Origin of the sequence: Streptomyces lonarensis (assembly GCF_012033735.1) — a bacterium.
Classification (GTDB): Bacteria; Actinomycetota; Actinomycetes; order Streptomycetales; family Streptomycetaceae; genus Streptomyces; species Streptomyces lonarensis.
Genome location: NZ_JAAVJD010000222.1, coordinates 1 through 8,642 on the forward strand (window position 1 = coordinate 1; position 8,642 = coordinate 8,642).

Here is an 8,642-nt window from a genome sequence, read left to right on the forward strand (position 1 = left end):
CAAGCCGGCCGCGCCCGCCCGGCCGGGGTCAGCGGCGGCGGGCCGGGGTCAGCGGCGGCGGGCCGGAGCGGCGACCGTGACCCGCGCCGGTCGGAAGACCCAGTCGCCGTGGGCGAACCCGCGCCGCACCACCGCCGTGACCGTGCCCGGATCGGCGCCGCTGTCCCGGTCCACGGAGACGGCCTCCTGGCGTGCGGGATCGAACGGGCCCGTCGTCCGGATCTCGCGCACCCCGTGCGCCGCCAGTGCGTCGAGCAGTTCGTCGCGGACCGAGCGGGCGAGGTCGGCCACCTCCTCGGAGGGGTCGATGCCGCCCGCGCCGGCGGTCTCCCCCGCCGTCGACGGGCCGGCGCCGCCCCGCCCCTGGTCGACGGCCTCCGGGTCGCCCGGCGCGGCGACACCGCCCGCCTCGCGGTCCAGCCGGTCGACGAGCAGCGCGAGCCGGTGCACCATCGGGTGCAGGTACTGCCGGTAGGGTCCGTCGCGCGCCTCGTCGAGCAGCCGCCGCTTGTCGCGGTCGTCGAGGATGCGGCGCTCGAACAGCGCCGCCAGCGCGTCGATCCGTTCGGCGAGCGCGCCCTCGCACCGGGTGCCCTCCGCCTCGGGGCCGCCGCCGGCCCCCGCGCCGGGGGCGTCGTCCGCCGTCCCGCCCGGGGCACTCATCCGACCGTCATCCGCTGCATCGCGGCGCGCATCTCCTCGACCCGGCCGGAGTCCAGGTTCAGCGGCCGCTCCAGTTCGATCTCGCCGAGCCGCCGGTCGTTGGTCTCGTCGAACAGCTCCGCGTGGACCAGCCCGTCGGTGTCGTAGCTCATGCGGAGCCGCAGCGGCGCGCCCGCCGGCAGCCCGGAGGGCAGGTCCACCGGCTGCTCGGTCAGGATGTTGACCCGCTCCAGCACCTCCCCCTCCCCTTCGGTGAGCTGCACCGACACCGCGTCCTGGTCCTCCGCGACGGTGCGGTAGGTCCGCTCCACCATGGCGGGGATCGCGGTGTTGCGGGCGATCACCACGTCGTTGAGCAGCTGCGCGGCGTCGTCGTCGGCCGTCACGACGATGCCCATCGACTGCGAGGTGACGTCACGGACGGCGAGTTCCTTGCCGGGCGCCTCGCCGGAGCCGGCGGCCGCCGCCACCTGGGCGGCGAGCTGCGCGGCGCCGAGGCAGACCGCCTCGTCGGGGTGGACGCGCAGGTCCGGCTTCTTGCCCGACAGCTTCTCCAGCAGCGCCCGCACCGCCGGGATGCGGGTGGAGCCGCCGACCGGCAGCACCCGGTCCACCTGGTCCCAGCTCCACCCCGCGTCCTCCAGCAGCCCCTCGACCAGGACCTCGGTGCGGTGCAGGTACGGCTCGATCATCTCCTCGAACTGCTCGCGGGTGATCTCCACCGCGTGCGCAGAACGGCCCGACCCCACACGCACCACGGTCCGGCGCGCCTGTGAGAGGTCCGTCTTGGCCAGCTCGCAGCGCTCCCGCACCTCCGCCGTGAGATACGGGTCCTCCAACAGGTCTTCATCGCCGCCGAGTTCGGCGACCCGCTCCGCGACGTACCGCATCAGGGCGTTGTCGAAGTCGAAGCCTCCGAGGTTCCGGTCGCCGTCGGTCGCGATCACCTCGCAGCTGTCGCCGGATACCTTCATCAGCGTCACGTCGAAGGTGCCGCCGCCGAGGTCGTAGACGAGTACCGTGCCCGCGTCGCCGTGCTGGACGCCGTACGAAATGGCGGCCGCTGTAGGCTCGTTGACCAGCCGCAGCAGGTTGAGGCCGGCGATGCGCGCCGCGTCCGCCGTGGCCTTGCGCCGGGTGTCGTCGAAGTAGGCCGGTACCGTGATCACCACGTCCTGGACCGGCTCGCCGAGCGCCTCGGCCGCCCCGTCCGCCAGGGCGCGCAGCAGATAGGCGGAGACCTGCTCCGGCCGGTGCTCGACCTGGTGCGAGTCGATGAAGCTGTAGTGCGGGTTGCCCATCTCCCGCTTGATGAACTGCACGCAGTCGTCGGGCTGCAGCACCGCGCTGTTGCGCGCGGTCGCCCCGACGAGCACCTGGTCCGGGCCGGTGAACAGCACCACCGAGGGGGTGAGGGTCCGGCCCCCCGTGTTGCGTACCAGCTCCGCCCAGCCGGCGCGGTCCACGACCCCGACCGCCGACATCGTGGTCCCCAGGTCAATTCCGACAGCTCGCCCTGTCACGGCGTCTCCCGCTCTTCCGTCGTATCCCGCCGCGGCCGGACCGACCGCCGCCGCTTGCGAACCACTTCCCGCGCGCGGGCGCGGCTATCCCCCCGTGTGCCCGTCCCACCGGGCGGCACGGGCGTTGATCCACCAACCCGGCCTGCGGATCGCCCGGTACCAGGCGAACGGCAGACCGACCAGGACGGCGGCGAACACCAGCGGGTGCACCAGTAGTGCGGCGATCAGCAGCACCGCGGAGACCAGCATGCCGGGCGCCAGCCAACTCGGGCGCGCGGGATGGCGGTTCTCGCACCATTCGAGGTACCGGAGGTCGCGCTCCACGTCCTCGCGCTGCCCCTCGTCGGCGACGATCCCGGCGGCACGCTCCAGCAGGGGCCGCATCCGGTCGATCTCGCCCTGCTCGGTGACGGTGTGGTCCTCCGCGCCGCGCACGCCGGGCACCCGCTGGGAGGCACGCAGCAGGGCGTGGACCAGGTGGTACCGCACCGTGACGTCGTCGGGCCGCTCGGCCAGCAGCTCCTCCAGGACGGGCACCGCCTCCTCGGGCGATCCGCCCTCCAGGTGGACCAGCGCGATGTGGAAGGCGCCCTCGCCGGGGGACAGTCGCTCCGTCTCCCGGAACGCGACCAGGGCTGCTCCCCAGTCGTGGAGGGAGAGGTGGGCGCGGCCGAGCCAGAAGTGGCCCGTCGCGTCCTCGGGCGCGCGGCGCACCGCCTGCCGCAGCGCGAGGGCTGCCTGCTCGCGGCGGCCCCGCCCCAGTTCGGCCCGGCCCTGGAGCTGCCACACCTCGGCACTGTCCTCGCCCGCGTCGCACGCCTCGCGGGAGCGGCGCCAGGTGGTGCCGAAGTCCCCGGCGGCCAGCGCTTCCCGGGCCTCCCGCAGCAGGACGGGGATCGGCTGCGGCGCCACAGCCGCGCCGACGCCCGGCCCCGGGGGCGCGGGGGGCGCCTCCGGGGGTGCGGGGGGCGCCGAGGGAGGGGTGGGGGCGGCGATGTCGGCGGGCTCGGTCCGGGGGCGGACGACGGACGCCGCCGGGCCGTCGATCCGGCGGTCGACGGCATCCGGGGCCACGGAGGGTGGCGTCGGTGGCACGGGAGGGGCCGTCGGCCGGTGGGCGGCCGCGGCCCGCTGGGCACGATGCCGTTCCACGGCGGCCCGTTCGGCAGCGGCGGCCTCGGCGGCCCGGCGCTCCGCGGCCTCCCGCTGGGCCGCCTCGCGGTGGGCGGCGGCGCGCGCGGCGAACTCCCGCTCAGCGGTTCTGCGTTCGGCTGCAGCGCGTGCGGCCAGTTCGCCGTCGTAGGCGGCACGCCGCTCGGGGTCGGTGAGCGCGGTGCGGGCCAGAGCGAGGTCCCGGATGCGCTGCTCGGCCAACTGCCTCCGGTCGAGGTCGGGGTGGCTGGTCAGCCGCTGCCAGCTGCGGTGCTCGGCGCGCAGCCGTTCGGCGATCTGTGCCGCCGTGGCTCCGGGGTCCAGGCCGAGCAGTCGGTAGTGGTCGGTCGGCTCTCCCGCGCGCATCGCCCTAGTCCAGCACAACGGCGCGCCGACGCCAAGAACCGCGCCCGGCGGCGCCGTTCGCCCACCGCTGACACGGGGGCGGGCATACGGCGGCGCGCGGCCCCGCGACGCCGACCGGGGTCGCGCCGCGGCCCGGCCGGCGGGCCCGGAACGGTCAGAAGAAGGTGCGGACGAAGTCGACGACCGAGCCGTCGGCGTCCACGACCGGGATCAGCTGCCACTTGTCGAAGATGGTGCAGGGATGCGACATCCCGAGCCCGACCCAGTCGCCGACCTCCGGCAGGTCCGCGTCCTCGCCGCGCACGAAGGCGTGCTGGTCGGACAGGCGTGTCACCGACAGCCCGCGTGCGGGGACCGTGGCGCCGGAGGCGCCCCGCAGGGCCTGCACCTCGGGCAGGTCGAGGTCGTAGGCGACGTCCCGCTTGCCGGCGTTGATCAGCGCGAGTCCCGGCTCCGGCCGGGAGACGACCTGCGCCCAGAGGCGGAACGCCGGCTGGAGCGAGCCCTCCTGCGGCAGCCGGTTGAACGGGGTGATCTCGCGGTACCGGCCGTCGTCGTGGCTGACGTAGGCGCCGGAGCGCAGCAACCCGAGGACCGGGCGGGAGAGTTCGGGGAGTTCGGCGAAGACCTCGGCGACCGCGTCGAACCAGGCCGACCCGCCCGCACTGACGATGATCTCGCCGGTGGCCGCGAACTGGTCGTCGGCGTCCAACGCGGTGGCGAGCGAGACCAGTTCGCGGAGCCAGGTGCGCACGTTCTCCGCGTCGGCGTCGGGGACCTCCCCCTCGTAGCCCGCCACGCCCACCAGCGCGAGGACCGGCGAGGCGTTGACCGCCGCCGCGACGGCCGCGGCCTGCTCCGCCCCTCGGGCGCCGGTGCGCCCGCCCGGGGTACCCAGTTCCACCACGACCTCCAGCGGCCGGGTGGCGCCCGCCGCTCGCAGCGCGTCGTCCATCAGCTCGACGCCACGCAGGGAGTCGGCGTACACGACGCAGCGGAACTCCTGGTCCGCCGCCAACTCACCGGCGAGCCACGCCAGAGCGGCGGCGTCCACCACCTCGTTGGCGAGGAAGATGCGGCGGATGCCGAACGCCCGCGCGACGCGCGCCTGATGGGGCACCGCGACGGTGATGCCCCAGGCGCCGTGGTCGATCTGCTGCTGGAAGAGCGCGGGAGCCATGGAGGTCTTGCCGTGCGGTGCGAAGGCGAGGCCGTGCCGTCCGGCGAACTCGCCCAGGGCCCGCATGTTGTGGTCGAGTGCCTCGGCGGAGAGGGTGAGGACCGGGGTGGTGAAACCGCCCGTGCGGAGGTCTCGCCGCTCGCCGGCCAGGTCGCCGACGGTCCGGCCCTCGGCGTCGGGCGGCAGCCCGCGGAACCGGTGGTCGACAATCTCGTCGGCAAGGCGGTCGAGTGCGGAAGCCATGGGATTCTCCGATGAGTCGCTACCTGGCCTGCTGTGTTGCGACGCGCGCAACGGTCGTTGCGCTCTACGCGCACCTCTGTCTAGCATCCGGCGCACAGCCGGTCAACGGAAAGCCGGCCCCACGGGATCGGAGCTGACCGCCATGCCTGACTCCGCAGCCCACACCGTCCGCCCCTCCATCGGTGCCGCCCTCGGCGGGCGCCGGGCCGCTCCGACGGGCCGGGCCGATCGGGCGCAGCCGGCGGGCGGTGCCCGGTGAGCCAGAGTCTGGACCGCGCGCTGCGGATTCTGCCGTTGCTGGCCGAGGGACCCGCGGGGCTGGAGCAGGTGGCACGGCACATCGAGGCCCACAAGTCCACGGCGCTGCGGCTGCTGCGCACCCTGCACGCGCACGGCCTCGTGCACCGGCAGCCCGACCAGCGCTACCGGCTCGGTTCCCAGCTGTTCGCCCTCGCGCACCGGGCCGCCGAGCAGCTGGACGTCCGCGAGATCGCCCACCCCCACCTGCTGGAGCTCAACGAACGCACCGGTCACACCGTCCATCTCGCGATCCGCGAGGAGGACCGGGTGCTGTACATCGACAAAGTCGAGAGCCGCCACCCGGTGCGGATGTACTCCCGCATCGGCCGCGAGGTCGCCGTCACCGTGGCAGCGGTCGCCAAGGTGCTGCTGGCCGACCTGCCGACCGCGGAACGCGAGGCGTTGGTCCGGCGGCTGGCCTACCCCCGTTACACCTCGCGTTCGGTCACCGGCCCCCCGGAGCTGCTGGCGGAGCTGGTGACGGTCCGCGAACGCGGCTGGGCCACCGACCTCGGGGGCCACGAGGAGTCCGTCAACTGCGTGGCCGCGCCGGTGCGCGGCCACGACGGGCGGGTGGTGGCCGCGCTCTCCGTGTCGGTGCCGATCGTGGTGGCGGACGAGCGGGCCGTGCTGGCGCTGCTGCCCGAGGTGCGGCAGACCGCCCGCGCCGTCACCGACGCCTACACCGGCCGCACCACACCGCCCGCGCTGGCCCGCCCGACTGCGTCCGCAGCAGCGCCGGCACCTGATCCCGTCCCGAGGCGGCCCGAACCGGGAACCTCCGAACCGGAGACATCCGGACCGAAGACGTCCGGGCCGGGAACCTCCGGACCGGAGACATCCCGGCCGGAGACGCATCCCCCGGACGGTCGCCGGGCAGCGATATCAGACGACGACGGCCCGCCACCGACCGGCGGCTGACCGGCTCCGCCCACGGCCGGCACCCGCGCCGACCCCGCCGGCGGCAGCAGGCACCGTCCACGGCGACACGGTCACCACCCCCGCAGCCCCGCCCGGCCGACGGGCCGGACCCGCACCCGCACCTCGCGGTCGGTCCGGCCCTCGCCCGCGGCACCACCCCACCAGGAAAGGCGACACCCATGACCGAGAACACCCCGGCCACCCCGAAGACCGCGGTCCTCCCGCCCCGCCACACCACCCCGCCGGCCCGCTTCTCGCACGGCGTGATCAAGGGTGGGCTGCTCCAGGTGGCGGGCCAGGTCGGCTTCGGTCCCGCCGAGCCCGGCCAGTCCCCCTCCCCCGTCGGCCCCGGGCTGCGGGAGCAGACCCTGCAGACCCTGGAGAACGTCCGTGCGGTCCTGGAGGAGGGCGGCTCCTCCTGGGAGGACGCGATCATGATCCGCGTCTTCCTCACCGACACGGAGCACTTCGCCGAGTTCAACGCGATCTGGGACGAGTACTTCGCCGGGCTGACGCAGCCGCCGTCGGCGCGCACCACCGTCTACGTGGGCCTTCCCGCGGGGCTGCTGGTGGAGATCGACGCACTCGCCGTGCTCTGACCCCACCGCGCTCCGATCCCGCCGCGCGCCCGCCCCGGCGCGTCCCGCCCCCACCGGCCCTGGTCCGGTCCGGCGGGGCGCGCCCCGGGGAGCCGCGGCCCCGGTGGGGGCGGCGCCGGGCGCGCGCGGGCGGCGGTCGTCCGTGTGGCGAGAAAAACAGAGCGCCCCGGCGAGCGCGGTCGTATGGTGACCGCTATGCAGGTCATCCAGTCAACGAAGCTCGCCAACGTCTGCTACGAGATCCGTGGCCCGGTCCTGGAGGAGGCGCAGCGGCTGGAGGCAGCCGGCCAGCGCATCCTGCGGTTGAACACGGGCAACCCGGCGGCGTTCGGTTTCGAGTGCCCGCCGGAGATCCTGGAGGACATCCTCCGCAACGTGGGCGAGGCGCACGGTTACGGCGACGCGAAGGGCCTGCTGGCCGCACGCCGGGCAGTGCAGCAGCACTACCAGACCAAGGGCATCATGCTCTCCGTCGAGGACGTCTACCTCGGCAACGGCGTCTCGGAACTCATCCAGATGGCGATGCAGGCGCTGCTGGACGACGGCGACGAGGTCCTCGTGCCCTCGCCCGACTACCCGCTGTGGACGGCCTCGGTCTCGCTGTCCGGCGGCACCGCCGTCCACTACCGCTGCGACGAGCAGTCCGAGTGGATGCCCGACCTCGCGGACATCGAGCGCAAGATCACCGACCGCACCAAGGCCATCGTGGTGATCAACCCGAACAACCCGACGGGTGCGGTGTACAGCGAGGAGATGCTGCGCGGGCTGACGGACATCGCCCGGCGCCACGGCCTCGTGGTCTGCTCCGACGAGATCTACGACCGCATCCTCTACGACGACGCGGTCCACCACTCGACGGCGGCCGTCGCCCCGGACCTGATGACGCTGACCTTCAACGGCCTGTCGAAGAACTACCGCGTCGCGGGCTACCGGTGCGGCTGGATGGCGGTCTGCGGGCCGAAGGAGCACGCCTCCAGCTACATCGAGGGGCTGACGATCCTCGCGAACATGCGGCTGTGTGCCAACATGCCCGCGCAGCACACGGTCGCGGCGGCGCTCGGCGGCCGGCAGTCGATCGAACAACTCGTCCTGCCCGGCGGCCGGATGCGGGAGCAGCGGGACATCACGCACGAGATGCTGACCCAGATCCCCGGCATCACCTGCGTCAAGCCCAAGGGCGCCCTGTACGCCTTCCCCCGGCTCGACCCTCAGGTCTTCCCGATCAAGGACGACCGGCAGATGGTGCTGGACCTGCTCCGCGCCGAGCAGATCATGATCGTTCACGGCACCGGCTTCAACTGGCCCGAGCCGGACCACTTCCGGATCGTCACCCTCCCCCCGCCCGAGCAGCTCGCCGACGCCATCACCCGCATCGGGAAGTTCCTCGACGGCTACGCCCAGTACTGACCCCCTGGTCCCCGGCGGGGCCACCGGCGGCGTACCGACGGCCCCGCACGCCGTTGTGCGGGGCCGTCGGGTGCGGGCCGGCGAGGGGACGGCCGGCCCGGCCGGGAAGCGGTCGGGCGCGCGGTCAGGTCGGGGACCCCGCGGCCTGGACGCCACCGGTGGTGGGGTGCGCCGTGATGGCGCGGTAGGAGGGGCGCCGCGGCCGAGCACCGTGGCACGGGAGAGGTCCAGGCCGTCGGTGTCCAGGGACTCCGGGGTCGGGACGGTGCCGATCGGGACCACTTCCGG

Annotated in this window: 6 protein-coding genes and 1 pseudogene; 3 read left to right on the forward strand and 4 right to left on the reverse strand. The window is 74.4% G+C overall.

The window, feature by feature from the left end; genetic code table 11:
• Nucleotides 1-48 precede the first annotated feature (48 nt).
• The 4 genes from HCN56_RS20875 to HCN56_RS20890 form a co-directional block, all read right to left on the reverse strand.
• Nucleotides 49-663, reverse strand: coding sequence for a nucleotide exchange factor GrpE (locus HCN56_RS20875; RefSeq protein WP_167973421.1), 615 nt, complete (start codon nucleotides 661-663; stop codon nucleotides 49-51).
• Nucleotides 660-2,186, reverse strand: coding sequence for an Hsp70 family protein (locus HCN56_RS20880; RefSeq protein WP_312871333.1), 1,527 nt, complete (start codon nucleotides 2,184-2,186; stop codon nucleotides 660-662). The genes HCN56_RS20875 and HCN56_RS20880 overlap by 4 nt, the downstream gene beginning before the upstream one ends.
• 84 nt (nucleotides 2,187-2,270) lie before the next feature.
• Nucleotides 2,271-3,704 (reverse strand): J domain-containing protein, encoded by a 1,434-nt coding sequence (locus tag HCN56_RS20885; protein ID WP_167973423.1) that lies wholly within the window; start codon nucleotides 3,702-3,704, stop codon nucleotides 2,271-2,273.
• A 154-nt stretch (nucleotides 3,705-3,858) separates the two neighbouring features.
• Nucleotides 3,859-5,127, reverse strand: a complete 1,269-nt coding sequence (locus HCN56_RS20890; RefSeq protein ID WP_167973425.1) for an alanine racemase — start codon at nucleotides 5,125-5,127, stop codon at nucleotides 3,859-3,861.
• A 255-nt stretch (nucleotides 5,128-5,382) separates the two neighbouring features.
• Between HCN56_RS20890 and HCN56_RS20895 the strand changes: the two are divergent.
• From HCN56_RS20895 to HCN56_RS20905, 3 genes and pseudogenes are all read left to right on the forward strand, one after another.
• Nucleotides 5,383-6,159 (forward strand): annotated as a pseudogene (locus HCN56_RS20895) (IclR family transcriptional regulator); the annotation flags it as partial.
• A gap of 368 nt (nucleotides 6,160-6,527) precedes the next feature.
• Nucleotides 6,528-6,947 (forward strand): RidA family protein, encoded by a 420-nt coding sequence (locus tag HCN56_RS20900; protein WP_167973429.1) that lies wholly within the window; start codon nucleotides 6,528-6,530, stop codon nucleotides 6,945-6,947.
• A gap of 195 nt (nucleotides 6,948-7,142) precedes the next feature.
• Nucleotides 7,143-8,354, forward strand: coding sequence for a pyridoxal phosphate-dependent aminotransferase (locus HCN56_RS20905; protein WP_167973431.1), 1,212 nt, complete (start codon nucleotides 7,143-7,145; stop codon nucleotides 8,352-8,354).
• The last annotated feature ends 288 nt before the right edge of the window (nucleotides 8,355-8,642 follow it).

Bases quoted from the DNA above. Each gene is read 5' to 3' on its own strand.
- HCN56_RS20900 (WP_167973429.1), top strand. From the start codon at position 6,528: ATGACCGAGAACACCCCGGCCACCCCGAAGACCGCGGTCCTCCCGCCC.
- HCN56_RS20885 (WP_167973423.1), bottom strand. From the start codon at position 3,704: ATGCGCGCGGGAGAGCCGACCGACCACTACCGACTGCTCGGCCTGGAC.
- HCN56_RS20905 (WP_167973431.1), top strand. From the start codon at position 7,143: ATGCAGGTCATCCAGTCAACGAAGCTCGCCAACGTCTGCTACGAGATC.
- HCN56_RS20890 (WP_167973425.1), bottom strand. From the start codon at position 5,127: ATGGCTTCCGCACTCGACCGCCTTGCCGACGAGATTGTCGACCACCGG.
- HCN56_RS20875 (WP_167973421.1), bottom strand. From the start codon at position 663: ATGAGTGCCCCGGGCGGGACGGCGGACGACGCCCCCGGCGCGGGGGCC.